General features: G+C 69.3%; 24 protein-coding genes. 13 read left to right on the top strand and 11 right to left on the bottom strand.

Annotated elements, in window-relative coordinates:
* Nucleotides 1-12: 12 nt before the first annotated feature.
* The 5 genes from YIM_RS49540 to YIM_RS44265 all read right to left on the bottom strand — a co-directional run bounded on the left by YIM_RS49540 (nucleotide 13) and on the right by YIM_RS44265 (nucleotide 2,445).
* Complete coding sequence (locus YIM_RS49540) at nucleotides 13-324, bottom strand: hypothetical protein (protein WP_228004393.1); 312 nt, start codon at nucleotides 322-324, stop codon at nucleotides 13-15.
* A gap of 32 nt (nucleotides 325-356) precedes the next feature.
* Nucleotides 357-500, bottom strand: a complete 144-nt coding sequence (locus tag YIM_RS49535; protein WP_228004392.1) for a hypothetical protein — start codon at nucleotides 498-500, stop codon at nucleotides 357-359.
* Nucleotides 501-608: 108 nt separating this feature from the next.
* Nucleotides 609-818, bottom strand: coding sequence for a hypothetical protein (locus tag YIM_RS44275; protein WP_153036029.1), 210 nt, complete (start codon nucleotides 816-818; stop codon nucleotides 609-611).
* Entirely contained in the window at nucleotides 815-1,543 is a 729-nt protein-coding gene (locus tag YIM_RS44270; protein WP_153036028.1) for an ABC transporter permease, read from the bottom strand. The genes YIM_RS44275 and YIM_RS44270 overlap by 4 nt, the downstream gene beginning before the upstream one ends.
* Entirely contained in the window at nucleotides 1,540-2,445 is a 906-nt protein-coding gene (locus tag YIM_RS44265) for an ABC transporter ATP-binding protein (protein ID WP_153036027.1), read from the bottom strand. Before YIM_RS44265 ends, YIM_RS44270 begins: the two co-directional genes overlap by 4 nt.
* 114 nt (nucleotides 2,446-2,559) lie before the next feature.
* Between YIM_RS44265 and YIM_RS44260 the strand changes: the two genes are divergently transcribed.
* Both YIM_RS44260 and YIM_RS44255 read left to right on the top strand, forming a co-directional pair.
* The gene (locus tag YIM_RS44260; RefSeq protein ID WP_153036026.1) at nucleotides 2,560-3,729 is read left to right on the top strand and encodes a sensor histidine kinase; all 1,170 of its coding nucleotides are present in this window, start codon (nucleotides 2,560-2,562) and stop codon (nucleotides 3,727-3,729) included.
* Nucleotides 3,726-4,331 carry a DNA-binding response regulator gene (locus YIM_RS44255; protein WP_153036025.1) on the top strand — a complete coding sequence of 202 codons (606 nt, stop codon included), beginning with the start codon at nucleotides 3,726-3,728 and terminating at the stop codon, nucleotides 4,329-4,331. The genes YIM_RS44260 and YIM_RS44255 overlap by 4 nt, the downstream gene beginning before the upstream one ends.
* On the opposite strand, the gene YIM_RS44250 is transcribed toward YIM_RS44255, so the two are convergent.
* Nucleotides 4,328-5,116 carry a M15 family metallopeptidase gene (locus YIM_RS44250; RefSeq protein WP_153036024.1) on the bottom strand — a complete coding sequence of 263 codons (789 nt, stop codon included), beginning with the start codon at nucleotides 5,114-5,116 and terminating at the stop codon, nucleotides 4,328-4,330. The two genes, YIM_RS44255 and YIM_RS44250, sit on opposite strands and share 4 nt — an antisense overlap.
* A gap of 446 nt (nucleotides 5,117-5,562) precedes the next feature.
* Here YIM_RS44250 and YIM_RS44240 point away from each other — a divergent pair, with 446 nt between their 5' ends.
* The 4 genes from YIM_RS44240 to YIM_RS44225 are packed head-to-tail and all read left to right on the top strand — an operon-like array spanning nucleotide 5,563 to nucleotide 9,608.
* Nucleotides 5,563-7,398, top strand: a complete 1,836-nt coding sequence (locus tag YIM_RS44240; protein WP_194239952.1) for a hypothetical protein — start codon at nucleotides 5,563-5,565, stop codon at nucleotides 7,396-7,398.
* 4 nt (nucleotides 7,399-7,402) lie between these two features.
* Entirely contained in the window at nucleotides 7,403-9,145 is a 1,743-nt protein-coding gene (locus YIM_RS44235) for a hypothetical protein (protein ID WP_153036023.1), read from the top strand.
* Between the two features lie 24 nt (nucleotides 9,146-9,169).
* Nucleotides 9,170-9,376, top strand: coding sequence for a hypothetical protein (locus YIM_RS44230; protein WP_228004391.1), 207 nt, complete (start codon nucleotides 9,170-9,172; stop codon nucleotides 9,374-9,376).
* Between the two features lie 16 nt (nucleotides 9,377-9,392).
* The gene (locus YIM_RS44225) at nucleotides 9,393-9,608 is read left to right on the top strand and encodes a hypothetical protein (protein WP_153036022.1); all 216 of its coding nucleotides are present in this window, start codon (nucleotides 9,393-9,395) and stop codon (nucleotides 9,606-9,608) included.
* Nucleotides 9,609-9,626: 18 nt separating this feature from the next.
* Here YIM_RS44225 and YIM_RS44220 read toward each other — a convergent pair whose 3' ends face one another.
* The 5 genes from YIM_RS44220 to YIM_RS44200 all read right to left on the bottom strand — a co-directional run bounded on the left by YIM_RS44220 (nucleotide 9,627) and on the right by YIM_RS44200 (nucleotide 13,537).
* A complete protein-coding gene (locus YIM_RS44220) occupies nucleotides 9,627-10,328 on the bottom strand; it encodes a hypothetical protein (RefSeq protein ID WP_153036021.1) in 702 nt (233 codons plus the stop codon).
* 106 nt (nucleotides 10,329-10,434) lie between these two features.
* Nucleotides 10,435-11,439: a hypothetical protein gene (locus YIM_RS44215; RefSeq protein ID WP_153036020.1), complete on the bottom strand. Its 1,005-nt coding sequence runs from the start codon at nucleotides 11,437-11,439 to the stop codon at nucleotides 10,435-10,437.
* Between the two features lie 4 nt (nucleotides 11,440-11,443).
* Nucleotides 11,444-12,616 (bottom strand): WXG100 family type VII secretion target, encoded by a 1,173-nt coding sequence (locus tag YIM_RS44210; RefSeq protein WP_153036019.1) that lies wholly within the window; start codon nucleotides 12,614-12,616, stop codon nucleotides 11,444-11,446.
* On the bottom strand, nucleotides 12,609-12,965 hold the full coding sequence (locus tag YIM_RS44205) for an ESX-1 secretion-associated protein (RefSeq protein ID WP_153036018.1): 357 nt from the start codon (nucleotides 12,963-12,965) through the stop codon (nucleotides 12,609-12,611). Before YIM_RS44205 ends, YIM_RS44210 begins: the two co-directional genes overlap by 8 nt.
* Complete coding sequence (locus tag YIM_RS44200) at nucleotides 12,965-13,537, bottom strand: YbaB/EbfC family nucleoid-associated protein (protein WP_153036017.1); 573 nt, start codon at nucleotides 13,535-13,537, stop codon at nucleotides 12,965-12,967. Before YIM_RS44200 ends, YIM_RS44205 begins: the two co-directional genes overlap by 1 nt.
* Before the next feature lie 170 nt (nucleotides 13,538-13,707).
* Between YIM_RS44200 and YIM_RS44195 the strand changes: the two genes are divergently transcribed.
* The 7 genes from YIM_RS44195 (at nucleotide 13,708) to YIM_RS44165 (ending at nucleotide 25,734) form a co-directional block, all read left to right on the top strand.
* Nucleotides 13,708-14,880, top strand: coding sequence for an ROK family transcriptional regulator (locus YIM_RS44195; RefSeq protein ID WP_194240380.1), 1,173 nt, complete (start codon nucleotides 13,708-13,710; stop codon nucleotides 14,878-14,880).
* A gap of 315 nt (nucleotides 14,881-15,195) precedes the next feature.
* Nucleotides 15,196-16,473, top strand: coding sequence for an ROK family transcriptional regulator (locus YIM_RS44190; RefSeq protein WP_153036015.1), 1,278 nt, complete (start codon nucleotides 15,196-15,198; stop codon nucleotides 16,471-16,473).
* A complete protein-coding gene (locus YIM_RS44185) occupies nucleotides 16,473-17,984 on the top strand; it encodes a sugar ABC transporter ATP-binding protein (protein ID WP_153036014.1) in 1,512 nt (503 codons plus the stop codon). The genes YIM_RS44190 and YIM_RS44185 overlap by 1 nt, the downstream gene beginning before the upstream one ends.
* A complete protein-coding gene (locus YIM_RS44180) occupies nucleotides 17,981-19,006 on the top strand; it encodes an ABC transporter permease (RefSeq protein WP_153036013.1) in 1,026 nt (341 codons plus the stop codon). The genes YIM_RS44185 and YIM_RS44180 overlap by 4 nt, the downstream gene beginning before the upstream one ends.
* Before the next feature lie 20 nt (nucleotides 19,007-19,026).
* Complete coding sequence (locus YIM_RS44175; RefSeq protein ID WP_153036012.1) at nucleotides 19,027-20,085, top strand: substrate-binding domain-containing protein; 1,059 nt, start codon at nucleotides 19,027-19,029, stop codon at nucleotides 20,083-20,085.
* A 41-nt stretch (nucleotides 20,086-20,126) separates the two neighbouring features.
* Complete coding sequence (locus YIM_RS44170) at nucleotides 20,127-21,311, top strand: Gfo/Idh/MocA family protein (RefSeq protein WP_153036011.1); 1,185 nt, start codon at nucleotides 20,127-20,129, stop codon at nucleotides 21,309-21,311.
* Between the two features lie 67 nt (nucleotides 21,312-21,378).
* Nucleotides 21,379-25,734 carry a ThuA domain-containing protein gene (locus YIM_RS44165; protein WP_153036010.1) on the top strand — a complete coding sequence of 1,452 codons (4,356 nt, stop codon included), beginning with the start codon at nucleotides 21,379-21,381 and terminating at the stop codon, nucleotides 25,732-25,734.
* The last annotated feature ends 70 nt before the right edge of the window (nucleotides 25,735-25,804 follow it).

Raw genomic sequence — 25,804 nt, 5'->3', positions numbered from 1 at the left:
CACTTTTCGGGCTCAGCTCGATTCGGCGAGGCGGATCAGGCGGTTCCGGGCGGCGGCGAGTGAGGCGGCCGCCGCCGGTTTCAGGTGTTCCCGGCCGGGGACGAGCGAAGCCAGCGTCATGTCGGCCGTGACGATCTCGATGTTCGCCGTCGGCACGCCCTGCTTGCCGAAGTACGACCGCAGGTACGGGGTGAGGAAGTCCCGGCTCTCCGCGTTCGTGCCCGGCCCGTAGGCGCCGCCGCACGCGGTCACCACGACCACCCGCAAGCCGGCGAGCAACGGCGAGCCGCCGGCGAGCACCTCGTCGACCAGCTCGCGGGTCAAGGTCCATTCGCGGCGCTCGGCCGCGGTCTGGATCAGTTCTTCAGCGTTCTTCGCCGTGCCGTGTCGTTCGACGCGCCGGCCGGATGCCCGGCCAGCCAGCGACGGGCGAACACGTCGGTGAGCCGGCGAGTGACGGACTCGCCGGCGCGGTGGGCACTGGAGTCCAGGTGCAACAAGAACACAATCCCCTGACGCCCCAACCAGCACGAAGGTGACCAACCTGCTTTTGCCCGCAGAAGCCGATGGGCGGATCGGCTTCTGCGGGCAAAAGCAGGTTTTCCTGGTCAGGTGGTGTTTCGGCGGGCGACGATGGCGGTGCGCACGATGGCCGCGATCAGCAGGCCGCCCGGCAGCAGGATCCAGGCCCACGCGTTCGTCACCCCGCCGATCAGCAGGATGGCGACCGCCAGCGCCAGTCCGCTCAGGTCGACGGCCAGTTGCACGCCGGGCGTCTTGGCCAGCTTGGTGCCCATCAGGACTTCGAAGTGCTTCATGAGCGCGGCTCCCATTTGAAGAAGCGGCCGATGACCGCGGCGAACACGACGGCCCACAGCAGGGTCGAGCCCAGTGCCGTGGTGATCGGGACCGGCCCGGTGCCAAAGCCCGACCAGCCCTTCGCGAGCAGGTCGGCCGGTCCGAGCAGGGGCATCAGTACCCCCGCGGTGGCCACACCGGAGTTCGTCGAGCCCACCATGAACAGCCCCGCCAGCGCCCCGACCAGCACCGGGAACGAGGTCACGTGGGTGGCTTCGACGCTCTTGCTCAGCGCGGCCGTCGCCATGCCCGCGGCGACGGTCAGCAGCACCCCGGCCGCCATGCCCAGAACCACCAGCCACGGGTGCGCCGGCATCGGCGCCCCGAGGTACAGGCAGAACCCGAAGTAGATCAGCGCCTGCACCACGCCCATCACCACCACCGGCATGGTGATCGCGCCGATCACCCCGGCGTCGGTCAGCTCGGTGGTCCGCAGCCGCTTGAGCACCAGCGACTGCCGCCGCGCGGTGTAGATGGTCATGCTGGTCATGAACACCGACAACAGCATCAGCATGGCGAACCGGTCGCCCACCAGTGAGCCCCAGTTCTCCGGTGGCGCGTCGCGCACGGTCAACCAGGTCATCACGCACAACCCGATCGGCATCACCGTCGCCGAGACCAGGGTGAGCTTGCGCCGGAACAGCAGCCGGATCTCGAACAACCCGTGTCGCAGCATCATCGTCATCGTCCGGCTCCCACCGTGAGAAAGATTTCGGAGAGGGACGCCTGCGTCGCGGACAGCCGCTCCAGCACCACGCCGTGCCGTCGGGCCCAGTCGAGCAGCAGGCCGAGGTCGTCCTGCAACGCGCCGGTCTCCACCACCAGCAGCGCGCCGCGTTCGTCCAAAGTGGATTCGAGCTGGCCGTCGAACACCGGCAGCGGGTGGTCGAGCGCCGCGGCCGGCACCAGCGCGGTGATCCGCGACGGGTGCGCGGAGAGCACGTCGGTCAGCGTGCCGGCCACCGAGATCCGGCCCTGGTGCATGATCGCCACCCGGTCGGCCAGCGCCTCGGCCTCCTCCAGGTAGTGCGTGGTGAGCAGGATCGTGCTGCCGTCGTCGCGCATCCGCTCGACCGTCTTCCACAGCCGCTGCCGCGACTCCGGGTCCAGTCCGGTGGTCGGCTCGTCCAGCACCACCAGCTCCGGCCGTCCCCAGGTGGCCAGCGCGAAGTCCAGCCGCCGCTTCTCACCACCGGACAGCTGCTCGACGCGGGTGTCGCGGCGGTGCGCCAGTTCCACCCGGTCCAGCAGCTCGTCGACGTCGTCGGTGCGGCTGCTCAGCGCGCCCCACAACCGCAGGGTTTCCGCGGTGGACAGCTCCTCGATCAGTCCCGCCTGTTGCAGCATCACCCCCATCCGGGGTTTCAACCGCGATCTGGCCCGCGCCGGATCGTGGCCGAACACCCGGATGCTGCCGGACTCCGGCCGCCGGAAGCCCTCGATCATCTCCAGCGTGGTGGTCTTGCCGGCGCCGTTCGTGCCGAGCAGCGCGAAGATCTCGCCGGAGTGCACGGTGAAGTCCACGCCGTCCACCGCGGTGAAGTCGTCGTAGGAGTACTTCAGTTCGGAAATCTCGATCGCGTTCATGGCACCAAACGATGCCGCGCGGGGACCTTCGTACCCAGTCGTCGCTGTCACCGGTGCCGATGACGGTTCTACGCGCGGGACGTGACAGGTGTCATCTGTGGTTAGTGTGAGCCGGTGCGCGGAATCAGGTGGCGGGTGAAGGGGCGGGATCAGGCCGCCCTCGAATCGTTGCGCCGCTACACCCGGTACAACATCGTGTTCACGATGCTCGCGGTCGGCAGTGTGCTGCTGCTGGCCGAGGCGCGGGAGCGGCCGGACGCGGTGCGCCTGGCGGTCCTGGTGGCCGGGCTGGCGCTGGCCGGACTCGGGCATTGGTACTGGACGGTGCGCTCGATCGACGGCCCGATCGGCCGGATGCCGTGGTGGCAGGCCGGGGTGCTCACGGTTCTCGCGGGCGGGCTGCTGGTCGCCGCGTTCGGCATCGACGGCCGCGGCGCGGTGTGGGCGCTGGCGGCCGGACTGATCGGGCACGACCTGCTGATCGGGAGGTTCCCCGAAGCGGGCTGGCGCTTCGGCGTCGGCTTCGCGGCGCTGATGGGACTCACCGCGGCGGTGACCATGCTGGTCAGCGGCCAGTCCGGCGTGCCGGGACAGGCGGTGATGACCTTCGTGCTGACCCTGCTGATGACCTACGCCGAGGTGTTGCTGCTCCGGCAGTGGACGCTCACCCTGGAACTGGAGAAGGCCCGGCTCGACGCGGCGGAACTGGCCACCACCAAGGAACGGCTGCGCCTCGCCGAAGACCTGCACGACATCCTCGGGCACGCGCTGGAAGTCGTGTCGCTGAAGAGCGAGCTGGCCAGCAGGCTCAGCGAGGTCGATCCCGAGCGGTCCCGCGCCGAACTCAACGAGGTGCAGCGGCTGGCCAGGGGCGCGGTGCACGACGTGCGCGCGCTGGTGCAGGGCAGGCGGTCCACCGAGCTGGTGATCGAGATGGCCGGGGCGCGCGGACTGCTCGAATCGGCGGGCATCCGGTGGCAGTTCACCGGTGACCCGGCACGGCTCGGTGCCGAGGCCGGCGAGCTGCTCGGCCGGGTCCTCCGCGAGGCGGTGACCAATCTGCTCCGGCACTCCGACGCAACCCATTGCCTGGTGCGCCTGGAAATCCGCCGCGACCGGGCGGTGCTGCACGTGCGCAACGACGGTGTCGCGCCGATGCGGGAGGACGGCCGCGAAGGTTCGGGCCTGCGCGGGCTGAACCGGCGCATCACCGAAGCGGGCGGCGAGTTCAGCGCCGAACCCCACGGCAATGCCTTCGAAGTGCGGGCGGAGGTGCCCAGGTGATCCGCATCGTGCTCGCCGACGACGAGCAGCTGACCCGGCAGGCCATCGAGTCGCTGCTCAACCTGGAGCCGGACCTGACCGTGGTGGCCGGGGTGCCGGACGGGGCCGCGGCGCTGGCCGCGGTCGCCGAGCACCGGCCGGACGTGCTCGTGGTGGACCACGAGATGCCGGTGCTCGACGGCCTCGCCGTGCTCGACCGGATCGCCACCGCCCACCCGGCGGTGCGCGCGGTGATGCTCACCCGGCACGCGCGGCCGGGAGTGCTGCGGCAGGCGCTTTCCTCCGGTGCCAAGGGTTTCCTGGCGAAAACCGCACCCGCGTCGCTGCTCGCCGACGTGATCCGGCGAGTCCACTCAGGACTGCGGTACGTCGACCCCGAGTTCGCCGCCGACGCGATCGCCGAGGTCGACTGCCCGCTGACCGATCGCGAGCTGGACGTGCTGCGCCTGGTCGACGACACCACCACGGCCACCGAGATCGCGCGGGTGATGCACCTGTCGGCGGGCACCGTGCGCAACTACACCTCGTCGGCGATGGCGAAGCTGGGCGCGCGCAGCCGCGGCCAGGCCGCCCGCATCGCCCGCGATCACGGCTGGATCTAGGGCTGGTACACCGACTTCCGGGAGACCGGGAAGTCGAAGTAGGTGTCCGGATACGGCTCGTCGTTGAGGGTGAAGTGCCACCATTCCTCGGCCAGGTTCCGGAATCCGGCCTCGGCCATGGCGTTCACCAGCAGGTCGCGGTGCTCGCGCGCCTGGCCGGTGATCAGCGGGTTCGCCGTGTGCGAGAGCGTGTCGAAGCAGTCGAAACCGGTGCCCATGTCCACCGAGTTGTCGGGGAAGCGCTCGCCGGCCGGCGCGGTGCACGGCACGAGCGGTTCACCGGGCACGTACGGCCGCTGGTGCCGCGGCGGCAGCTTCACCACGGTCAGGTCGACCGTGCTTCCCCGGCTGTGGCCCGACTTCTCCGCGATGTAGCCGTCGGCGAACAGCCGGTCCTTGGCCACGTTCGGATAGAACTCGGGCTTCATCTTCTCGTCTTCGAGGTCCTTGGCCCAGCGCACGAAGTGGTCGACCGCGCGCTGCGGGCGGAAGCAGTCGTAGACCTTCAGCGTGTACCCGCGGCTGAGCATCTTCCACTGCACGCGCCGCAGCGCTTCGGCGGCCGGGCGGGTGAGGATGCACAGCGGTTCGCGGTAGCCGTCGACCTTCGTGCCGACGAAGTTGTGCGGGCCGTAGTACCGGATGTCGTGCTGGATGGTCGGGGCGAAGTCCTTCAGCACGACGAACGGACGGGACGGGGCCGCCGAAGCGGGCGCGGCGAAGGTGGCGCCGGAGACCAGAACGGCCGCCGCGGCGGCGAGCACCTTGCGGAGGATGTGCGACATGCGCTCTTGGTAACAGCGCCGGGGCGGCGGAGTTCCGGAAAATCCGTAACGAAAGAATAACGGGACTGGTGACCTGGTGCCGGTGGCGGTCACCGGGGGTGAGCGCCCGGCAGATGGCCCAGTCCGGACTCTGGGAACAGTTCGCCCGTTCGGCGCAGCAAAGGGGCCGAAAAGGCGGCCGGGCTGCCCTGAACGGCGGGAAAGCCGCTCCCTCCGGTGGCGTCCCATCCTTTGATCACCTGATTGACACCCCCAGGGGGTGCCGCGAACATTCCGGGCATGTCCATTCGAGTCGCACTGGTCGGGCGTTTGCACGTCGACCTGCGCCAGCAAGCCAGCGCGCTCTGTCCGGCTTCCTGATTTCCTCTCCTTCTCACTCTTGACCCGCGTGTTTTCCCGCGGGTGATTTTTCGAATTCACAATTCGGAAGGAATAGGGGTTGATCCATGCTGTCCACTTCGCCTCGATGGCGAAAACTCGTGATCGGCGCACTGGCGGGCGTGCTCGCCGTCGGCGCGGTCACCTACCAGGGGTCGAGCACCGAGGCCTATGCCGACGTGCAGACCTTCACCGATGCCAAAACGGCTTCGGACGGCAAGCAGTACTGGGTGAAGAACCACCTGGTGGGCGGCCAGAAAACCGCGCGCGCCGAAGGTGAGCAGCGCAAGAAGTGGCTGCTCGTCTGGGCCGGTGACGAAAACATCGCCGACACGGTGGTCAAGGACGTGAAGAACCTGCCGGGTTCGCTCGCCGGTGGTCTCGGCAAGGTGACCAATGCCTTGCCCGGCCCCGATTTCCTGGCCGTGATCGACGCGACCGAAGGTTCGAGCACCTACGGAAAGGTGGTCAACACCGCCACCGTCGGGCCGCTGGTGGAGAACGAGCCGCACCACATGCAGTACGTGTGGCACAAGGGCGACACGATCTACGCGGGCGCGTTGTTCGCCGCGGCGACGTACGCATTCGACGTGAGTGCGTTGCCGGAACTGAAGCTCAAGGGCATCAGCCTGCCGACCAACACGCTCGGTGGATCGGTGCCCGACGCGTACTGGACGCTCAAGGACGGCACCGCCTACGGCACCTACATGGGCGGTCCGGTGGTGCCTGGCCCGTACGCCTACGCCAACGGGCAGGTCGCCGTCGGCAACGGGTTCGCCGGCAGTCCCGGCGCGCTGGTCCGGTTCGACCAGACCGGCAAGGTGCTGTCGCAGACGTCGGCGGCGACGCCGCAGGGTGACAACGCGAAGCTGTGCGCGAACCTGCCACAGCTCGGGAAACCGACCTGTGCCAACCCGCACGGCATCCAGGCCCGCGAGGACCTGAACACGCTGGTCACCAGTGACTACGCCGAACCACGCAACATCATTCTCGACCCGGTGAAGCAGCCGTCGCCGTACCTGCGGCGCCCGACCGTGCGGACCTGGGACATCACCGAGCGGGACAACCCGAAGCTGAAGGCGGTCTCCTACCTGCAGGACGGCCCCCGCGCCGATCCGGCGGACCCGCTGCACGCCGAGAGCCGCGCGGTGATGGAGACGACGGTGACCAACCTGCCCGGCCACAAGGGCGCGTTCGCCCAGACCATGCAGGGCGGCGCGGTGCACTACACGCCGGACATCACCGCCAAGGAACCGAAGTGGGTCGAGGTGTTCGACGACGGGGCCGCCAACAAGGCGATCCACGCCGGCAACGACTCCAACGGTGGTGGCTCGAACGGTGGCTGGATCCAGACCAGCCCCGACGACAAGTACCTGTACCGCGCGATTTCCGGGCGTGGCAAGGGTTCGCTGGGGCCGAACGATCCCGGCACCACCGGTGGTGTCTACGTGCTGGACATCCAGAAGCTGCTGGCCGCGGGCACCGACTTCAAGTGCAAGATCGACACGCTGGCCGAAGCGCAGACGGGTGGCGCGGAAAGCGACTGCCCGACCGTCGCGGGCGCCGCGCCGATCAATCCCGGCCAGCCGGCCGCGGGTCCGCACTGGGGTGCCTACGACAACTTCAAGCTCGGCGACGACGGTTTCTACCACGAGACCAAGTCGCCGGAGCGGATCGCGGTGTCGAACTACTTCGTCGCGCGGTCCGGTTTGGACGGTGACCACAAGGTCAACATGCTGAACCTCGGTCCGGACGGCAAGGTCAGCGTGGACAACGACTTCAAGGACGAGTTCTCCGGTCAGGTCGGCATCAACTTCAACCGGAAGGACTGGCCGCACGGGTCGTTCGGCAACGCCAAACCGCACTCGGAGTTGTTCGTGATCGCCGACGCGGATGTGAAGTAGGGCCATGGACCACTCGCACATCGGCGTCACCGGGTCGGCCGGGGCCGACACCGCCGCGCTGCTGCTCCGGCTGGTGCTGCTGCTCGGCACGGCCTTTGTCGCCGGAACCGGGCTGCTGCGCCCGCTGGCGGACCGGCTCCCGCTCCGCGTGACGGTGTTCACCTGGGTGCTCGCCGCGGTTTCGGCCGTGCTGGCCGCGGTTTCGGTGCCGGTGCTGGAGATCAACGTGGTGGGCGCCGCGGTGCACGTGGTCCTGGTGCTCGCGGTGCCGTCGGCACTGGGCAGGCCGGGTCCGGCCCGCTGGCTGTCGGCGGCACTGATCCTGTTGCTGGTGGTGGAAACCGCCGCCGGGCGGTCCGGAGTGGAATTCGCCGTCGACACCGTCTACGTGGCCGCCGCGGTCGCGTGGTTCGGGGTCACGGTGCTCTCCGTGGCCGTCCCGGCGGACCAGCTGCGCACCGATTCCCTGCGGCCGGGGCCGTTGTCGCTCGCGCTCGGCGGGCTGCTCGTGCTCGCCGGTGCGGTGCGCCTGGCCACCTCCGGCATCGGCTTCGACCGCCGTGTCCACGAGAGCGCGTTCGGCATCGCGTTGCTGGTGGTGGTGGTCTTGCCGTTGCTGGTCACGGTCGCGGCGGCGATCCGGCCCGGCCGGATCTACCGCTACGGCACGGTGGGCATCGTGGCGGGCTTTGTCGCCTTCAGCGCGCTGGCGGCGATTCCGCGGCCCGCCGAGCTGCCGATCCCCGGCGTGCCGGTGCTCGGTGAGGCGTCGCTCGGCGGGCAGCGGGTGCCGCTGCTGATCAGCCCGCAACGGCCGGGGCGCAACCTGGTGCACTTCCCGGCCGGCGCGGGGGATCAGCTCGACGTCCAGGTGCCCGGTGGCACGCCGGTCCGGGCGCTGCCCCGGGCCGGGGCCGAGGGGACCTGGGCGGAGATCGACCTGCCCGCCGGGCGCGGCGAGGTGCTGCTGCGCACCGGGTCGGCGGAAACCTCGGTGGACGTGGACACCGGCGATCAGCCGGGCCCGGCACTGGCCGCCGGGGTCGACGGCCCCGAATGCGCCAGTGCCGCGCTCGGCGGGTTGATCACCGGCCGCCGCGACGAGCTCGGCTCGTGTCCGGCCGACGCACTGTCCACGGAGGACGCTGACGCCCTGCGCAAACTGGTGACCTTCCTGGATTCCCGCGGTGCCAAGGGAATCACGCTGAAGGCCGACGACTCCCCGCGCGGGGTGGCGGCGGCCGGGGTGGTGCGGGAGGCGGCGGCCGCCGCGCAGCTGCGGATCGATGACGACCAGCAGCCGGAGAACGCGCTGGTCGCGGTCTCCGGCTGGGCCGAGGCGCACCGCGCGCTGACCACCGCCGGTGCGCAACAGGCGGAGAGCCCGGTCTACGCGCACGGGCTCTACCTCGCCCCGTGGCTGCTCAACACCCCGCTGGCGACCTCGGTGACCACCACCTCGGTGCCGCTGCGGTTCGACCCGCGGGAGCAGTTGCCGGTGAGCTACGCGGTCGCCGTCGGGAACGCCTTCGGCGGCGAAAGTCCCACCATGGCCGGGTTCCAGTCCTGGCTGGGCACGCAGTCCGTCGCGGGTGAGGTGCAGATCTACGCCGCCGCCCAGGTGACGGTGATGCCGATGGGACCCGGCGAGGCGCACGCGCCGGGCATGCCGATGACCGAAGAGCTGGCCGGGCAGTGGGTGCCGAAGGCAACCGTGGTCCCGGTGAGCCTGCCGCTGCTCACCTGAGCACGGCTTTTCCTTGGAGGAGAAATGAAAAAACTGGTTTCGCGAGTGCTGGTGACCGGCGCCGCCGTGGCGGCGTTCTCCGGTGCCGCGGGCGGGGTCGCCTCCGCCGCGGAGAGCACGCCGATCTGGGTGCTGCCGGGCGTGGACCTCGGTTCGGTGCTCGACCCCACCATCGGGATCCCCGGTGGGCTGGCCCCGGTGTTCGACCTGCTCAAGCTGGTCGGCGCCTGATCACAAGGAGGAAGTCATGAGGAAGTCCATCGCCCGCGGGGTGGCCGCGGCCGTGCTGTCCGGTATCGCGCTGGTCGGCGTCGCCGCGCCGGCACAGGCCGACCCGGTGATCGTCGACGAACCGGACACCAGCGAGCTGAACAACATCTGGACCTTCGCGCCGCTGGGCGTTCCGGTGCTCGGTCTGGTGCAGTCGGTGGTGAAGGCCCCGAACAACCTCATCCCGAACTGACCCCCGCGTCCCCGGGGTTCACGCCACCTTGCCGCGCTCGCGCAGGGCCAGCAGGGCGAGCGGGACCCCGGGGATGAGCAGTGCCACGCCGAACAACGTCATCAGCACGGTCGACCAGGTGCTCTCGTACATCGAGTACGGCCACATCGGTGCCACGGAGACCGCGATGGTGTCACCTTCCGCGGGCAACGGCCCGAACGCGAACCACCAGGACCGGTCGACGAAGACCCGGGTGCCGTCGAGCAGGTACTCGCCGCTGACCGTGCGGGGTGCGCCGTCCTCGAAGGCGCTGGTGTCCTCGGTGGCGGTGACCAGCAGATCGACGTTGTGATCGAGGCCGACGAGGCTGCACAGGCCGTTCAGGATGAGGTTGGCCGCCGGGATGCAGAAGGCCAGAGCGCCGATGGCGAGCAGTACCGCGGGCCAGATCGGGGCCAGGTTCTCGTCGCCCGCTCGGCGGCGGCGGGCCCGGCCGAGTACCTGGGACACGAAGATCACCGCGAACGGCAGCACCACGAAGATGGCCAGCACGGTGATGGTGCCGGTCAGCCCGGCGCCCGCGACCAGCCAGAACAGGCTGGTCGCGACCACCAGCATCCAGATCGCCACGGTGACCGGCTTTTGCCCGCGAAAGCCGATTCTGCCGCGGAGCCAGCCGAGCAGGCCGGCGAGCGCGTAGCCGGCGACCACGAAGGCGGGCAGGTAGTCCTTGAACGTCACGCCTTCGCCTTTCTGTTGAGATCGCCGCTCCACAACGAGAGCGGGCGCTCAAGATCGAGATCAGTGCTCTCGTTGTGGAGCGGTGGTGTCGAATCGGAGCAGGTGCTCACACTCGAGATCGCCGCACCGCGCCGACCACCGCGGCGAGCAGCGGCAGTCCGAAGAGGACGGCGCCGAGCAGGAAGCTCTGCGCGGCGGTGCCGAAGTCGGCGAACGGGCCGTACCACTGGCTGTCCAGGAACGGCAGCAACGGCGGCTCACCCCCGGCGAGCACCCGGCCGTCCGCGCCGAAGAAGTACGCGACCGAGTTCACGAACGCCACCGCGCCGATGACCACCAGCGTCGCCAGCAGCGGCAGGAACCCCAGCACCAGCAACACCAGCAGCACGCGCTCCAGCGCACCCGGCCGGATCGCCGCGCTCTCCGCCCCCGGCGCGGTCTGCCCGACCACACGCAGCGGCGGCATTCGGTGCGCCAGCTCGACCAGGATGTCGGCGTAGCGCAACACGTTCGAATCCAGCTCACCAGGCGTTTCACTGCTGAGCACCCCGTCGCCGAGCATGATCGGCGTGCTCAGCTTCCTGGCCAGCAGCCAGCGCAGGCTTTCGCGGGGTAAAGCAGCTTTGGCGAAGGCCTCGTCCTCGGCGAAGACCACGTACTTCTGGTCGAATTCGGCGACGCCCGTGGTGATCGGCCGGTCCCCGGTGCGGTCGCCGACCGGCGCCCAGTCCCGTTCGTTCTCCCGCGGCACGATGGAAACGCGCGGACTGGGCGGTGTCGCCAGCTGCACCACGCGGTACGGCTGCTTGTCCTGAACCGGGTCATCGCCCTGCATCCGCCGGGTGGTGACGGTGTGCCGGAAAGCGACGAACCGCTGCCCGCGATAACGGAATCCGGCCGTCTCCTCGGGCATCAAAAGATTTCCGGAGGTCCAGTACACAAACGAACCGAAGCTCGGTTCCTCCGCCCGGTCCCGCAGCACCCGGTCGAATTCGCGGCGTTTGCGGTTCTTCACCGCGCGTCCGTACAGCGGGGCGGAGGCGATGCCGACCACGAGGCCGCCACTGACCGCCGCCGCGAACAGGGTGCCCGAAATCAGCGCGTTCGCCATCGGCTCAGATGTCCAGCTTGTCGCTGGTCTCCTCGTGGCTCTGCTCGTCACCGATCGCGCCGGCGTCGCTCGCCTTCTTGCCCGACTTGGCGTGGCTGATGCCCTTGCCGAACAGGTCGTTGACGATCGCGCCCGGTTTGACGCCGTCGCCGGAGCCGTCCCCGAAGTTGCCCGGGTTGATGCCGACGGTGGCCTTCGGAATTTCCTTGAGGCCTTTCATCCCGGCTTCCTTGAGCCCGGTCAGCACGGACTTGCCGAGCGTCTCGCCGTAGCCCGCGCCCTTCTCCAGGCCGATCTTGCCGACCCGGTCGAGCGCGGCCTTGTTGTCCTTGATCGACTTGAGGAAGCCGTCCGCCTTGACCTTGGCCAGGCTGTCCTTGAGCTTCGCCCAGAACTCCTTGATCTTGTCGAGCAGCTTGCGCAGCATCTGCACGATCTTGTTGCCCTTGGACACGCTGCTCGCGCCCTTGGCGGCCGAGGCGGTGCTGGCGGCGGCGGTCGAGGCGCCGGCCGTGGGCACCGCGGCGGCCAGCGCCGGGATCCAGATGGTGATCAACCAGGTGACCAGCTCGGTGATGATGGCCATGATGACCTGCTTGACGATGGTCATCAGCATGCTCGACAGCTGCAGGATCTCGCTGACGTTGCCGGACTTCGCCGCGACGCCCTCGATGCCGCTGGCGAACTCGCCCAGCCGCTTCTTCGCCGCTTCGCTGGCGTCGCCGGTCCATTCCTGGAGCGTTTCGTCGGCATTCTTCACCAGGTCCTGGCTCATCCGGACCATGCTCTCGCCGATGGCCTTGAAGTTGCCCGCGCCCTGGCTCAGTCCTTCCGGATCCCCGCTGACCAGCTCGATCGCGTCCTCGAGCGGCTGGAAGATGCTGACCAGGAAGCTCAGCCCCTGCCCGACCAGCCAGCCGATCGGGTCGGTGGCGATCTCCTGCGCGGTGCTGCCGATGGACTGGATGAAGCCGGTGGTGTCGGTGATGACCGTGCCCGCGGCGAGCGCGATGTCACCGGCGTCCTTGCTCTCGAACGCGCCCTTGACGTCCTTGACCAGCGTGTAGCCCTTGCTGATCGGGGCCGGTGCGGCGCCCATCGCCTGGTCGAAGTTGTTCTCGCCGGTCTTGATCGACAGGCCCTTGTCGTACTCGCTGGTCTTCGTGGTCTCAGCCATTGCCGCCCCCCGACGCCGAACCGCCCGTGTTGATCTCGTTCAGCAGGTCGCTGAAGCCCTTCGCGAAGTCCTGGTCGGTCGACTGGTAGGCCTGCGACGCGCGCTCGAACTTGGTCGACAACGCCAGCACACCGTCGTTGAGCTGGCCGAGCAGGTCGTTCAGCTCGGCGAGCATGGTGGAGTAGTTGTCCTTGGTCATCAACCCGACCAGCCCCCAGGACTTGTCGGCGACGTCCGATTCGGTGACCTTGCTCTTGAGGTCGTTGCCCCAGCCCTCGTACTTGGTCAGGTCCGCGCTGAAGTCCTTCAGGCGCTCGTGCTTGGCGTTGAAGCCGCTTCCGTCCGGCATCAGCGGTCGTCCTCCTCGAACAGGTTCTTCAGGAACGCGTCACCCTGGGATCCGCCACCGGATTGCGACGGCCCCGGCCGCTGCGGCTCGTCGGTGGCGCTGAGGAACGTCTGCTCCGAGAAGTCCTCGTGCTCGTCACGCGGGCGCCGGGCCGGTGCGGGTTCTTCTTCCGCGAGCTTGGACCGCAGCGCCTCCGGTGTGGTTCCGAAAAGTTCGGCCTGGGTTTCCAGCACCCGTTCGGTGGCACCGAGTTCACCACCCATGTGGGCGTCGACGATTACCGCCTGCTTGCGCGCGGATTCGGCGACGGCGGCCTGGAGGGTCTGCATGAGCGCGGCCGAAAGGGCCTGTGGCCGCTGGCGCATGGCTTCTTCGGTGAGCCGGATTTCCTTCACCGAACCACCCGGTCCGGCGACCACGGTCACCGACCGGTCCGGCGAGCTGGCGGTGGCTTCGAGTTCGCCGATCTCGGCCTGCATGTCCCCGATGTTCGCCAGCCGGTCGTCCACGTTCTTGAGGCCTGCCTGGAACTCCTCGAACTTCGCGACGAGTTGGTCGAATTCCGCGGACATGGCCCCTCCAGCTGCTTCCGGGGTCTGGGGTCGTCCCCCAGATATTCTCAGCGCTGCCTGACGCGGCCGATTGTCGTACAAATGGAGCAGTGCCGCCCAGCGATCGACCGAATTGTGTCCACAGGTTCTAGGCTGCTGCGGTGAGCAGCGGATCCACCAAGGGACAGCCGATGATCGAGACCCGTCATCAGACCGAACTGCTGGCCCTGTTGCGGGACGAGGGCCCGATGTCCCGGGTGGAGCTGGGCGAGCGGCTGGAACTGCCGCGGGCGCGGGTCGCCGCCGAAGTGACCCGGCTGGGGGAGCTGGGGCTGGTCGAGGTGGCCGGTCCGTCGGCGAGCCGGGGCGGGCGGCGGTCGACACTGCTGCGGCTGGCGGGGGATCTCCGCATTCTCGGTGTGGACGTCGGCGCGACCTCGGTCGGCGTCGCGGTCACCGACGCGGCGTGCGAGGTGCTCGCGTACACGGTCGAGGACTGCGACATCCGGCAGGGCCCGCACGCGGTGCTGAGCCGCGTGGTCGAGTTGACGGAGAAAGTGCGCAATGAGGCGCCGGGCCGGTTGCTCGCCGCCGGGATCGGCCTGCCGGGACCGGTGAGCTTCGCCGAAGGCATGCCGGTGGCGCCGCCGATCATGCCCGGCTGGGACCGGTTCGCCGTGCGGGACCACCTCGGCGGGCTGTTGCACTGCCCGGTCGCGGTGGACAACGACGTGAACGCGATGGCGCTCGGCGAGCGGCACTCCGGGGTGGCGCGCTCGCTGGACGACCTGATCTTCGTGAAGGTCGGCACCGGGATCGGCTGCGGCATCGTGCTGGGCGGGAAGGTCTACCGCGGGGTGGCGGGCACGGCGGGGGACATCGGGCACATCCGGCTCGACGATTACGGACCGACGTGCGCCTGCGGTGAGGTCGGCTGCCTGGAGGCGTACTTCGGCGGCTCGGCACTCGCGCGCGACGCGCTCACGCTGGCGCGCAGCGGCCGGTCGGCGTTCCTGGCCGGGGTGCTCGCCGAGCGGGGTGAGGTGAACGCGCACGACGTGGGCCTCGCGGCCGCCTCGGGTGACTTCGGCGCGGTCAACCTGATCCGCGACGGCGGCCGTCGGCTGGGACAGGTGGTCGCCTCGCTGGTCAGCTTCATCAACCCGGGCATGGTGGTGATCGGCGGCGGGGTGGCGCAGCTGGGGCACCAGCTGCTGGCGGAGGTGCGGAGCGCGGTCTACCGGCGCTCGCTGCCGCTGGCCACCGGGAACCTGCCGATCGTGCTCTCCGAACTCGGCGACACCGCGGGCGTCATCGGCGCCGCCTGGTCCGCGGCGGACCGCGCCTTCGCCCTCTCCTCCTGACGAACCCCCTCCCGACCTGCCGCTCCTGACCTGGGGAACCTGCTTTTGCCCGCAGAAGCATGTTGTCCGGACTCGTCACGCCTGGTGATCGTTTGCGGGGTTCGGCGTGACCGTGGGTTAGTTTCCTGCTTCTTCTCGCAGAAGTGGGAAACGGCAGCGGCGTACATGCTTTTGAACGCTGTGAGCGAAAGTAGGTATGCGGGAGGCTGGTCTAAACGGGTGGATTGACAAAAGATGGCGTGTTCTTCACCTTGACGAGTGAACTTTGCCACCTTACTTTCGCTGGCGACACTACAAAGTGAAGGCAAGGTGGCCATGGGCGTGAGCGTGCAGGCTGAGCAGATCAGCCAGCGCACGGCGAACCTCGCCGGCCTTCTTCGCGCGCTCCGGCGCGGGCCGCGCTCGCGGTCGCAGCTGGCCGCCCACTCCGGTCTCTACAAGGCCACCGTCTCCAGCCTCGTCACCGAACTCGCCGACCGCGGCCTGGTCCGCCCGGCCGGGCTCCGCAACGGCGGGCACGGCAGGCCCAGTCAGCTGGTCGAACTCCGCGGCGAGGCCGCATACGGGCTCGCATTGCGGGTGGAGGCCGACGGCTTCTCCGCGATGAGCATGGACCTCGCCGGCGTGCCGCTGGCCAGCCGCGCGAGCGTCGCCGACGTGGCCCAGCTCGGGCTCGAACGCGGCATGGACGAACTCGCCGCCCTGGCCGAAGCCGTCTGCGCCGACCTCGACGGCCCGCCCATCGGGGTCGCGGTGTCGGTCCCCGGCCTGGTCGACACCGACTCCCAGGTCCTCCGGTTCGCCCCGGCGCTGCGCTGGCGCGACGCCGGGCTCGCCGACCTCATCGCCGCCCGCCTCGGCGTCGACCTCGCCGGGGTCGTCATCGAGAACGAAGCCAACCTCGGCGCGTTCGCCGAGGTCCTCGAAGGTCCCGGCGTGCGCGAGCTGTTCTACCTCAGCGGCGGCATCGGCGTCGGCGGCGGACTCGTCTCCGGCGGTGTGGTCCTGCGCGGGTCACGAGGTTTCGCGGGCGAAATCGGGCACATCACCATCGACGCCGTCGGGGACGCCTGCTCCTGCGGTCGCACCGGCTGCCTGGAGACCAAGGCGGGCTTTCCCGCTCTGCTGCGTGCCGCCGCCAGCCCGCCTGACCCGCTGCACGACCCCGCGCTCGGCGTCGACGCCAGGGTGACCGCGCTGCGCGACCGCATCCGCGGTGGCGACCAGCGCGCCGCGGCCGCCGTGCACGACCTCGGCACCGCGTTGAGCACCGCGCTCGCCACCGTGGTGGACCTGGTCGACCCCGAGGTGCTGGTGCTCGGCGGCTATTTCGCCGGACTCGCCGAATGGCTGGTCGAGCCGATCCGGGTGGCGCTCGGCTCGCGCTCCACCGGCCCCGGCACCCGCTGCCGGGTGGTCGCGTCCACGCTCGGCACCTCCGCCGCCCTGCTCGGCGCGGCGCACCTGGCCACCGAACGGCTCTTCGCCGACCCCACCCTCGCCCCGCTGACCGGTGACGGCTTCTGCGGGCAAAAGCAGGTTCGCCAGGTCGGTCCGGGCCAGGTCGACGCGGAGAAATCGGAGGTCTCCTGATGAACGACTCCCCGTTGCTCTCGGTGCGCGGCGTGGTCAAGGTCTTTCCCGGCGTGCGTGCGCTGGACGGCGTCGACCTGGAGGTGCTGCCCGGTGAGGTGCACTGCCTGCTCGGCCAGAACGGGGCGGGCAAGTCGACCCTGATCAAGGTGCTCGCCGCCGCGCACCAGCCCGACGAGGGTGAGCTGCACTGGCGTGGCGAGGTGGTTTCGCCGGCGAATCCGTCGGCCGCGCTGCGCCTCGGCATCGCCACCATGTACCAAGAGCTGGACCTGGTGCCGGGCCTCTCGGTCGCGGAGAACATCTTCCTCGGCCACGAGCGCCAGCGCTTCGGCTTCACCAGGGTCACCGAGCAGCGCGCGCAGGCGCAGCGGCTGATGACTCGCCTCGGCCACCCCGAGATCCACCCGGGCACCGAGGTCGGACGGCTGTCGGCCGCCGCGCAGCAGCTGGTCTCGATGGCCCGCGCGCTCGCGCACGACGCCCGCCTGCTGGTGATGGACGAGCCGACCGCCGCGCTCGCCGGGGAAGAGGTGGACAACCTCTTCCGGATCGTCGAGGAACTCACCGCCGACGGCGTCGCGATCGTCTACATCTCCCACCGCCTCGAGGAGCTGCGGCGCATCGGTCACCGCGTGACCGTGCTCAAGGACGGCCGGACCGTGGCCCAGAACCTCGATGCCCGCGACACACCGACCTCGGAGCTGGTCGCACTGATGGCGGGCCGTCGCGTCGAGACGGTCTTCGGGCCGACCAGGGAACCGCGTCCCGAAGGCACGCCCGAGGTGCTGCGCGTCGAAGGCCTCGCCCGCCGCGGAGAGTTCGAGGAGATCGGCCTTTCCGTGCACGCCGGGGAAGTGCTCGGCATCGCCGGTCTGGTCGGCGCCGGGCGCAGCGAACTGCTGGAAACCATCGCGGGCGCGCGGAAAGCCGATTCCGGCTCCGTGCACGTCGACGGCAAGAGCGTGCGCAACGGCAGCGTGCACGCCGCGGTCCGCGCGGGCATCGGCCTCGCGCCGGAGGAGCGCAAGAGCCAGGGCCTGCTGCTCGACCTGCCGGTGTCGCACAACGTGACGCTCGCCAGCCTGTCGCGCTACGCCAAGTTCGGCTTCACCGACCGGGCCCGCGAACTGCGCGATGCCGGCGACACGCTGAAGCGGCTGGACCTTCGGCCCGCCGACCCGCGGCGCATCGCGCGCACGCTCTCCGGCGGCAACCAGCAGAAGGCGGTGCTCGCGCGCTGGCTGGTGCGCGGCTGCCGGGTGCTGCTGCTCGACGAACCGACCCGCGGGGTGGACGTCGGCGCGCGCGCCGAGCTCTACCAACTCATCACCGAACTGGCCGAGACCGGCGTGGCGATCGTGCTGGTCTCGAGCGAGATCCCGGAGGTACTCGGTCTGGCCGACCGGGTCCTCGTCCTCCGCGAAGGCCGGGTGCTGGCCGACCGGCAGGCGAACGAGCTCACCGAGGCCGGGGTGCTCGACCTGATCCTCGAGGGGAGTGCGGCATGACCGAACAGACCGAATCGCGGCCGATCAACACGGAGCCGGACCCGCCGCCGGCACCGCCGGTGGCCAAGAAGAACGGCTCCGGCTTCCCGCTGGACTTCCGGCTGATCGGGCTCACCGGGGTGCTGGTGGTGCTGTGCCTGGTCGGCTACTTCACCCGCCCCGAGGTGTTCTTCACCGAAGGCAACATCTCCACCATCCTGCGGCTGGCCGCGGCGATCGGCGTGGTCAGCGTCGGCATGACCTTCGTCATCATCAGCGGCGGCATCGACCTGTCCGTCGGCTCGATCGTCGCGCTCTCCAGCGTCTGGCTGACCACCCTGGCCACCCAGTCCTACGGCCCGGTGGTGATGGTGATCTGCGGCCTGGCGGTCGGCCTCGGCTGCGGTCTGGTCAACGGATTGCTGGTGTCGTACGGAAAAGTCGTGCCGTTCATCGCCACGCTGGCGATGTACGCCTCGGCCCGCGGACTCGCCGAGCGGCTCAGCGGCCGCAAGACCCAGGTCGTCGCCGAGACCTCCTTCCTCGACTTCTTCCGCGGCGACATCCTCGGCATCCCCGTGCTGATCTGGATGTTCGCGCTGGTCTTCGGCGCCGGCTGGGTGGTGCTCAACCGGACCACCTTCGGCCGCCGCACCTACGCCGTCGGCGGCAACGCCGAGGCCGCCCGTCTCGCCGGCATCAACGTCAAGCGGCACACCGCTTTGGTCTACGCGGTGGCCGGGCTGTGCTGCGGGGTCGCGGCGCTGATGGTGGTCGCCCGGACCACCGCCGGTGCCTCCACCAACGGCATGTTCTACGAGCTGGACGCGATCGCCGCGGTGGTCATCGGCGGCACGCTGCTCACCGGTGGCAAGGGCTCGCTGATCGGCACGCTGGTCGGGGTGCTGATCTTCACCGTGCTGTCCAACATCTTCACGCTCAACAACCTCGACACCGACATCCAGAACATCGCCAAGGGCGCGATCATCGTGCTGGCCGTCCTGCTGCGGTTCCGCGGTCGTGGGGAACGAAGCACCACTTAGTACTAACCAATGGAGGAGCAATGACGCAGTCCTTCCTGGCCCGCCGCGGGTTCCTGCTCGGCGCGGGTGCGGTCGGCGCCGGTGTGGTGCTGGCAGGCTGTACTTCGAACGAGCAGCCGCAGGCGCAGAACGGCACGCAGCCGGTGGCGCAGGGCGCCGGTGACAACGCCCAGCCGGGCAAGATGGTCACCGTCGGGTTCTCCGCGCCCGCCGCGGACCACGGCTGGATGGCCGCGATGACCACCAACGCCCGTGCCCAGGCGGAGAAGTTCTCCGACGTCACCTTCAAGCCCACCGAGGGCACGAACGACGTCAACCAGCAGATCGCCCAGGTGGAAACCCTGATCACGGCCAAGGTGGACGTGCTGGTGATCCTGCCCTTCGACGGCAAGGCGCTGACCGGCGTCGGCCAGCAGGCGATGGACGCGGGCATCCCGGTGATCAACGTGGACCGCGTGTTCGACACGCCGCTCGCCTACCGCCTGTGGATCGGCGGCGACAACTACCGCATGGGCGTCAACGCGGGCAACTACATCGCCCAGCAGATGAAGGCCAAGAACATCACCGCGCCGGTGATCGGCGAGGTGGCAGGCATCGACTCGCTGCCGCTGACCCAGGAACGCAGCCAGGGCTTCAAGGACGCGCTGACCCGCGCCGGTTTCGCCGTGGGCCCAAGGGTTTCCGCGCAGTTCACGCCGGAGTCCGGTGAGTCGCAGACGGCGAACCTGCTGCAGTCGGCATCGAAGCTCGACGCGCTGTGGAACCACGACGACGACCAGGGCGTCGGGGTGCTCGCGGCGATCGAGAACGCCAACCGCAGCGAGTTCATCATGGTCGGCGGCGCCGGCTCGAAGAACATGATGAACCACATCAAGTCCGACGCGAACCCGGTGAAGGCCACGGTGCTCTACAGCCCGTCGATGGCCTCCTCGGCGATCGCGCTGGCCAGGCTGCTCGGGCAGGCGAAGGGCGTCGGCGACCTCGCCGAGCACGAGATCCCCTCCGAGATCACCACCTACTCGGCCGTGGTGACCAAGGAGAACGTGGACCAGTACATGGACGTCGGCTTCGACTCGTAGCAGCGGTCGTCGGTCACAGCGCGGAGAACGGGGTAACAGCAATGAGTTCGGCAGGCGGGGAGCGCATCGGGGTCGGTTTGGTCGGGCATGCGTTCATGGGTGCGGTGCATTCGCACGCGTGGCGCAACGTGCACCGGTTCTTCGACACCCCACTGACCCCGGTGCTCGCCGCCTTGGGCGGGCGGGACGAGTTGAAAACGAAGGCCGCCGCGGCGAAGTACGGCTTCGCCGCGGTGGAAACGGACTGGCGCGACCTGGTCGCCCGAGACGACGTCGGCCTGGTCGACGTCTGCACCCCCGGTGACTCGCACGCGGACATCGCGATCGCGGCACTGGAGGCCGGAAAGCACGTGCTGTGCGAGAAACCACTCGCCAACACGGTGGAAGAGGCCGAGCGGATGGCCGCCGCGGCGCGGTCGGCGGCCACCCGCGGGGTGCGTTCGATGGTGGCCTTCAACTACCGCCGGGTGCCCGCGCTGGCACACGCCCGCAAGCTCGTCGGCGACGGCGCGCTGGGCGAGATCCGCCATGTGCGCGCGGTCTACCTGCAGGACTGGCTGTCCGACGCGCAGGCGCCGATGACCTGGCGGCTGCGCAAGGACAAGGCCGGTTCCGGTTCGCTGGGCGACCTCGGCGCGCACATCGTGGACGCGGCGCAGTTCGTCACCGGTGAGCTGATCACCGGGGTGTCCGCGCTGACGAACACCTTCGTCCGGCAGCGCCCGGACGGCTCCGGTTCGCTGGGCGAGGTGACCGTCGACGACGCCGCGCTGTTCCTCGCGCGGCTGTCCGGCGGCGCGGTCGCGACCTTCGAAGCCACCCGGTACGCCTTGGGGCGCAAGAACGCGATGCGCCTGGAGATCAACGGAACCAAGGCCAGCATGGCGTTCGACTTCGAGTCGATGAACGAACTGTGGTGGCACGACGGGTCCACTCCGGACACCGAGGCGGGCTTCCGCCGGATCCTGGTCACCGAGCCGGGCCACCGCTACATCGAGGGCTGGTGGCCGCCGGGGCACGGGCTCGGTTACGACCACACCTTCACGCACGAGGTCGCGGACTTCCTGACCGCGATCGGCGCGGGCACCGATCCCGTCCCCAGTTTCGACGACGGCCTGCGCGTTCAGCGGGTCCTGCACGCGGTCGAGACCAGCGCCGCCGACGAGGCGCGCTGGACTCCGGTGGCCGGCACCACCGTCAGCACCGCCACGGCCGGGGGGAGGTGACTCCAGCCCTTTTCGTTCGGTCTCCTCGCTCGTACCGCCGCCACCCAAGGAAGTGTGTGTATTCGTCATGCGCGGATTGAGAAAACTCCGATCGGAAAGTCCACCGAAGCCCAGCCGGACCGCCATCCGGTTAGGGGTGCTGGCCATCTCGGCGGCGACCGCCTTCAGCGGCAGCGCGCTCGCCACCGCGGCCCAGCCCGACGAAGTCGGTGCCCAGCACGAAGAAGCCAGTGTGCTGGTCTTCTCGAAGACCGCGGGGTTCCGGCACGACTCGATTCCCGCCGGGATCGCCGCCATCCAGCAGCTCGGCGCCGACAACCACTTCTCCGTCGAAGCCACCGAGGACGCCGCTGCCTTCACCGACACCAACCTGGCCCGCTTCGACGCGGTGATCTGGTTGTCCACCACCGGTGACGTGCTCAACCCCGAACAGCAGGGCGCGTTCGAGCGCTACATCAAGGCGGGCGGCGGTTACGCCGGCGTGCACGCCGCTTCCGACACCGAATACGACTGGCCGTTCTACGGCGACCTGGTCGGGGCGTACTTCAACTCGCACCCGCAGATCCAGCAGGCCACGGTCAACGTCGAGGACCGCCAGCATCCGTCCACTTCGGAGCTTCCGTACCAGTGGCCGCGGACGGACGAGTGGTACAACTACCGCGAAAACCCGCGCCAGGACGTGCATGTGCTCGCCTCGCTCGACGAGAAGAGCTACGACCCGGGCAACGGCGCGATGGGCGACCACCCGATCGCCTGGTGCCACACCAACTCCGGTGGCCGTTCCTGGTACACCGGCGGCGGGCACACCATCGCGTCCTACAGTGAGCCGGAGTTCCTCAACCACCTCAAGGGCGGCATCCTCTACGCCAGCGGGCTGGCCGAGGGCGACTGCTCCACAGAGGACCCGGGAACCGGTGAGCCGGGCGACGCCGACTTCGACCAGATCACCCTGGCCAAGGGCGAGGAGAAAACCGGCGAGCCGATCGCGCTGGCCGTGCTGCCCAACCGCGACGTGATCCACACTTCGCGCGACGGCCGCGTCTGGTACACGACTTCGGGCGCCACCACCTCGCTGGCCGCGCAGATCCCCGTCTACAACCACGACGAGGACGGCCTGCAGGGCGTGGCGGTCGATCCCGACTTCGCCGACAACCGCTGGGTGTACCTCTACTACGCGCCCACGCTGAACACGCCCGCCGGTGACGCGCCGGAGAACGGCACGGCCGCCGACTTCGAACCGTTCAAGGGCTACAACCAGCTTTCGCGGTTCAAGCTGAGCGAGGACAACACCCTCGACCTCGGCAGCGAGCAGCAGATCCTCCAGGTCCCCGCCGAACGCGGCATCTGCTGCCACGCCGGTGGTGAGATCGACTTCGACGCCGCGGGCAACCTGCTGCTGTCCACCGGTGACGACTCGAACCCGTTCGCCTCGGACGGCTACACCCCGATCGACGAGCGCGACACCAGGAACCCGGTCTTCGACGCGCAGCGCTCTTCGGCCAACACCAACGACCTTCGCGGCAAGCTGCTCCGCATCAAGGTCGGCGACGACGGCAAGTACACCGTGCCAGAGGGCAATCTGTTCGCGCCGGGCACGGACAAGACCAAGCCCGAGATCTACGCGATGGGCTTCCGCAACCCGTTCCGGTTCTCCGTGGACAAGGAGACCGGCTGGGTCTACCTCGGCGACTACGGTCCGGACGCCGGTGCGGCCAATCCCGCACGCGGTCCCGGCGGCACCGTCGAGTTCAACCTGATCAAGGGGCCGGGCAACTTCGGCTGGCCGTACTGCGTCGGGGACAACCAGCCGTTCATCGACTACGACTTCGCCACCGGCCAGTCGGGTCAGGCGTTCGACTGCGCGGCTCCGAAGAACAACAGCCCGCACAACACCGGCCTGGTCGACCTGCCGCCGGTGCAGCCGGCCTGGATCCCCTACGACGGGGGATCGGTGCCCGAGTTCGGCACCGGGCCCGAGTCGCCGATGGGCGGCCCGACCTACCGGTTCGACCCGGCGCTGGAGAGCACCACGAAGTTCCCCGAGTACTACGACGGCAAGAACTTCGCCTACGAGTGGGACCGCGGCTGGATCAAGGAAATCACCGTGGGCGCCAACGGCGAACGCGGCGAGATCAAGCCCTTCTTCGACTCGATGGACCTGGTCCGGCCGATGAACATCGAGTTCGGTCCGGACGGTTCGCTGTACGTGCTGGACTACGGCACCGGTTACTTCGGTGGTTCCGCGGAGTCGGCGGTCTACCGGATCGACTACACCAAGGGCAACCGCACCCCGCAGGTGAAGGTGACGCCGGACAAGACCTCCGGTCCCGCGCCGCTCACGGTGAGCTTCGACCCGGCCGGCACGACCGATCCGGACGGTGGCGACCTGACCTACGCCTGGGACTTCGACGGTGACGGCACCACCGACTCCACCGAGGAGGGCGTGGTTTCGCACACCTACGCCACCGCCGGGCAGTTCACCGCGAAGCTGTCGGTGACCGACCCGACCGGGCTGACCGGCGCAGCGAGCGTGGTGGTCACCGCGGGCAACACCGCGCCGACGGTGACGCTGGACGCGCCGGTGAACGGCGGCTTCTTCGGCTTCGGCGACAAGGTGCCGTTCAAGGTCACCGTCACCGATCCCGAGGACGGGCCGGTCGACTGCTCGAAGGTCAAGGTGGAGTACATCCTCGGCCACGACAACCACGGCCACCCGCTGAGCCAGGCCACGGGTTGTGAGGGTGTCATCGAAACGCCCGCCGACGAGGGCCACGGGCTCGACGCCGACGTCTTCGGCGTGATCAACGCCAGCTACACCGACAACGGTTCGGGCCAGGCGCCGCCGCTCACCGGTTCGGCGGAGAACGTCCTGCAGCCGAAGCTCAAGCAGGCCGAGTTCTTCACCGAGACCAACGGCACCCAGGTGGTCGCCGCGGCCGGGGCCAGCGGTGGCAAGCGCGTCGGCTACATCGACGCGGGTGACTGGATCCAGTTCACCCCGGTGAACCTGACCGGCGTCACCGGCATCGGTTACCGCGTCAGCTCCGGCGGCGCGGGCGGCACCATGGAGGTGCGCTCGGGCGCGGTGGACGGTCCTGTGGTCCAGACCGTGCAGGTGCCGAGCACCGGCGGCTGGGACACCTACGTCGACCTGCCGCCCGCACCGATCACCGATCCGGGCGGCACCAAGCCGCTGTTCCTGGTGTTCAGCGGGACCGGTACCGGTGGACTGTTCGATGTGGACGCGATCAACGTCCAGGGTCCCGGGGTCGCGCAGCCGGTGGTCACCGCCTGCGAGCCGGCCACGCCAGAGGCGGGGTACACCACCCTGCTCGACGGCACCGAGGCCAGCATGGCGAACTGGAAGATGGCCGGTCCCGGTTCCTTCGAGCTGCAGTCCGACTGCAGCTGGAAGACCGTCGGCGGCATGGGGCTGCTGTGGCACGAGGAGGAGTTCAACGCCTACAGCCTGAAGCTGGACTGGAAGCTGGCCGGTGACGACAACTCCGGTGTCTTCGTCGGCTTCCCCGACCCCGGCAACGACCCGTGGGTCGCGGTCAACCAGGGCCAGGAGATCCAGATCGACGCCACCGACGCCCCCGACCGCACCACCGGTGCGATCTACGGGTTCAAGGGCGCCGACATCGCCAAGCGGGACGCGGCGCTGAAGCCGCCGGGTGAGTGGAACTCGTACGAGCTGGTGCTGGCCGGGCAGACGATCAAGGTCGTGCTGAACGGCGTGGTGATCAACGAGTACACCGAGACCGACCCGGCCCGTGACCTCTCGCAGGGCTTCATCGGCCTGCAGAACCACGGCAACGGCGACGACGTGTTCTTCCGCAACGTGCAGGTCAAGGAGCTGGACGTCACGGCGCCGACGGTGGCGATCGGCGGGGCCGCGCAGGGCGCGGTCTACGGCGACGCGACCGACCTGGTGCTCGAGCTGGACGCGCAGGACGAGGTCGGGGTCACCGAGGTGACCGCGACCCTGGACGGCGCCCCGGTGCGCGACGGTGACCTGATCGCGCTGTACCGCCTGCCGCTGGGCTTCCACGCACTGGAGGTGTCCGCCGTGGACGCCGCCGGGAACCGGACCAGCCAGAAGGTGCAGTTCGTCACCATCACCTCCGGCCGGGACGTGCAGCAGCTGCTCGACCGGTTCCGGGCGACCAGCCGGTTGTCGCTGAACGCCTACAACGAGCTGGGCAAGCAGCTCAAGAAGGCCAGGCAGGCCGAGGCGAACGGCAACGACACCAAGGCGATCAAGGAATACCGCGCGTTCGCGGAGCTGGCGGCCAACCCGGCGCTGGTGAAGGACGCGGAGGTGCGGGGCGTATTGGTTAGGGACGGTAACGAGTTGGCCCAGCGAATCGAATGGTCTATCGCGATCGCGCCTTCGGGTGGTTCCATCCGAAAGGTTTGACCACTCAGGGCCAACCCTGATCAGGACGGTGTGGGTGGCGATCTGGATCGGTCGTCACCCACACCGGGCC

The organism is Amycolatopsis sp. YIM 10 (assembly GCF_009429145.1).
Classification (GTDB): Bacteria; Actinomycetota; Actinomycetes; order Mycobacteriales; family Pseudonocardiaceae; genus Amycolatopsis.
This window is presented reverse-complemented; position numbering and strand designations above follow the sequence as displayed.

Excerpts from the sequence above, each read along its gene's own strand:
- YIM_RS44205 (WP_153036018.1), bottom strand. The coding sequence starts at position 12,965 with ATGCCGGACGGAAGCGGCTTCAACGCCAAGCACGAGCGCCTGAAGGAC.
- YIM_RS44210 (WP_153036019.1), bottom strand. The coding sequence starts at position 12,616 with ATGGCTGAGACCACGAAGACCAGCGAGTACGACAAGGGCCTGTCGATC.
- YIM_RS44200 (WP_153036017.1), bottom strand. The coding sequence starts at position 13,537 with ATGTCCGCGGAATTCGACCAACTCGTCGCGAAGTTCGAGGAGTTCCAG.
- YIM_RS44240 (WP_194239952.1), top strand. The coding sequence starts at position 5,563 with ATGCTGTCCACTTCGCCTCGATGGCGAAAACTCGTGATCGGCGCACTG.
- YIM_RS44175 (WP_153036012.1), top strand. The coding sequence starts at position 19,027 with ATGACGCAGTCCTTCCTGGCCCGCCGCGGGTTCCTGCTCGGCGCGGGT.
- YIM_RS44195 (WP_194240380.1), top strand. The coding sequence starts at position 13,708 with ATGATCGAGACCCGTCATCAGACCGAACTGCTGGCCCTGTTGCGGGAC.
- YIM_RS44180 (WP_153036013.1), top strand. The coding sequence starts at position 17,981 with ATGACCGAACAGACCGAATCGCGGCCGATCAACACGGAGCCGGACCCG.
- YIM_RS44225 (WP_153036022.1), top strand. The coding sequence starts at position 9,393 with ATGAGGAAGTCCATCGCCCGCGGGGTGGCCGCGGCCGTGCTGTCCGGT.
- YIM_RS44230 (WP_228004391.1), top strand. The coding sequence starts at position 9,170 with ATGAAAAAACTGGTTTCGCGAGTGCTGGTGACCGGCGCCGCCGTGGCG.
- YIM_RS44215 (WP_153036020.1), bottom strand. The coding sequence starts at position 11,439 with ATGGCGAACGCGCTGATTTCGGGCACCCTGTTCGCGGCGGCGGTCAGT.
- YIM_RS44270 (WP_153036028.1), bottom strand. The coding sequence starts at position 1,543 with ATGACGATGATGCTGCGACACGGGTTGTTCGAGATCCGGCTGCTGTTC.
- YIM_RS44185 (WP_153036014.1), top strand. The coding sequence starts at position 16,473 with ATGAACGACTCCCCGTTGCTCTCGGTGCGCGGCGTGGTCAAGGTCTTT.
- YIM_RS44165 (WP_153036010.1), top strand. The coding sequence starts at position 21,379 with ATGCGCGGATTGAGAAAACTCCGATCGGAAAGTCCACCGAAGCCCAGC.
- YIM_RS44235 (WP_153036023.1), top strand. The coding sequence starts at position 7,403 with ATGGACCACTCGCACATCGGCGTCACCGGGTCGGCCGGGGCCGACACC.
- YIM_RS44265 (WP_153036027.1), bottom strand. The coding sequence starts at position 2,445 with ATGAACGCGATCGAGATTTCCGAACTGAAGTACTCCTACGACGACTTC.
- YIM_RS44190 (WP_153036015.1), top strand. The coding sequence starts at position 15,196 with ATGGGCGTGAGCGTGCAGGCTGAGCAGATCAGCCAGCGCACGGCGAAC.
- YIM_RS44170 (WP_153036011.1), top strand. The coding sequence starts at position 20,127 with ATGAGTTCGGCAGGCGGGGAGCGCATCGGGGTCGGTTTGGTCGGGCAT.
- YIM_RS44275 (WP_153036029.1), bottom strand. The coding sequence starts at position 818 with ATGAAGCACTTCGAAGTCCTGATGGGCACCAAGCTGGCCAAGACGCCC.
- YIM_RS44250 (WP_153036024.1), bottom strand. The coding sequence starts at position 5,116 with ATGTCGCACATCCTCCGCAAGGTGCTCGCCGCCGCGGCGGCCGTTCTG.